At 58.7% G+C, this 1,554-nt stretch carries 1 protein-coding gene and 1 pseudogene; one reads left to right on the top strand and one right to left on the bottom strand.

The genetic code is table 11. The features are described 5' to 3' along the window. A partial coding sequence (locus AB4Z52_RS36135) for a helix-turn-helix domain-containing protein (protein WP_442222600.1) occupies window positions 1-470 on the bottom strand: 470 nt, incomplete at its 3' end. A gap of 310 nt (window positions 471-780) precedes the next feature. Here AB4Z52_RS36135 and AB4Z52_RS36130 point away from each other — a divergent pair. Further along, window positions 781-1,517 (top strand): annotated as a pseudogene (locus tag AB4Z52_RS36130) (hypothetical protein). The last annotated feature ends 37 nt before the right edge of the window (window positions 1,518-1,554 follow it).

Here is a 1,554-nt window from a genome sequence, read left to right as displayed (position 1 = left end):
CCGCGATCCTCAAACCAGCGATGCTCGGAGCCGTCGATCTGCACCAACTCACCATAAGCCTCGCGCCGCAGCCGCGGCTGATGAAACGTGCGGCGCTGCTTGCGCGACAGCCACAGTCCAGCATCGACCATCCAGCTGCGCAACGTCTCGCGTGACACATGCAAGCCATCGCGTTCGGCAAGCTTCTCCGTCGCCAAGGTCGGCCCGAAATCCGCATAGCGTTCGCAAACCAACGTCACCGCATAATCTCGAACACCGTCGCTGATCCGATTGTTCGACGGTCGGCCGATTGCCTTGTGCCGGATCGACGCCGCACCACCAGTTCGTATTCGCTCCAGCAGCCGACGTACCTGGCGCTCGCTCAGATCAAGCACATGCGCCGCTGACACCATGGTCATCCGGCCGTCAACGACCTTCGACAAAACCGCGATCCGCTGCAGGTCACGCTCGCTCATCGCTATCAATCCCATCCGCAAGCTCCCAGCCATCAAAACGCGGGGAGTGTGACACTTCTACTTTGCAGAAACAGGACACTTCAACTTTGCGGCTACACACATTGTCAAAGCTGATTAGGGGCGGGACGCCGCCAGCCATTTAGAACTGCGACACTGGCTCTGACGATCAGCCCCCGATCCGACCGGCTGGGCCGGGTTGAAAGGGCGGAGCGGGGGCGGGTGATGACACTCCCTTCGGCTTTAGCTTTCTCACTAGCAATTGTTCTTTTGCCGCTCGATACTCGCTGGCACTTGCATGGCGCAGGTTGGGGATCAAAGCCGCACGATGCTTCCGGAAATCAACCTGCAGGGGCACGTCGATGTCGCCGCGCTGTCACCGCTTCTTCGCGGCATGCTTCTTTCGGTTGCCTATGCTGACGGTGAGGGTGGCATAGGATTGACTGCGACCGGCGCCATGAACCGCAAGTTCGTGCATTGGGCCGCTGTGCACTTCCTCTGGCCAGGCTTCACAACCGAAGACCTCTACAGCATGAACAAGGTGCTCAATGAAGGCGACATGCCGCCGCTTTGGGTCGTGCGCGACATGGCCCGTCATCTGAAACTTCTTCGCCGGAAAAAGGACGTGCTGCTGCCAACCAAACGCGGCCGGGAGTTTTGGTGAACCCGCAAGCCTTCTTCGATCTGGTCGCCACGGATTACCTCTATTCGTATGTCCACGCCACCGAGCGGGAAGAGGAGGTCCGAGCGCGGTTACGCTGGTGGCGCATGTTCCTCAATCTTCTCAATATCAAGGCCAGAGAAGGATGCACGCCAATGGACGTTGTGAAGATCCTCTATCCAGACCTGGCGCCTCTGTCGGACACCGAGATGACCATAGAAGCCTGGAAGTTGAAATCCGATCTCCAATATGGCGTCTTTCGACGCTTGTGCTGGCTCGGTTTGCTCTATGAGGCACGAGAGGGGCTCACGCTCTTCCAGGACGGATCCTTCCACAAGACGCCACTTTGGCCCGCCTGCCTGCAATTGGAATCAGATACGCAGAGCGACATCGGCGTGCATTGACGCTCGTTATTCCGCCACTGGTTGCCTCAATAACGCT

The sequence above is a fragment of the Rhizobium sp. 2YAF20 genome, assembly GCF_052114685.1.
Classification (GTDB): Bacteria; Pseudomonadota; Alphaproteobacteria; order Rhizobiales; family Rhizobiaceae; genus Rhizobium.
This window is presented reverse-complemented; position numbering and strand designations above follow the sequence as displayed.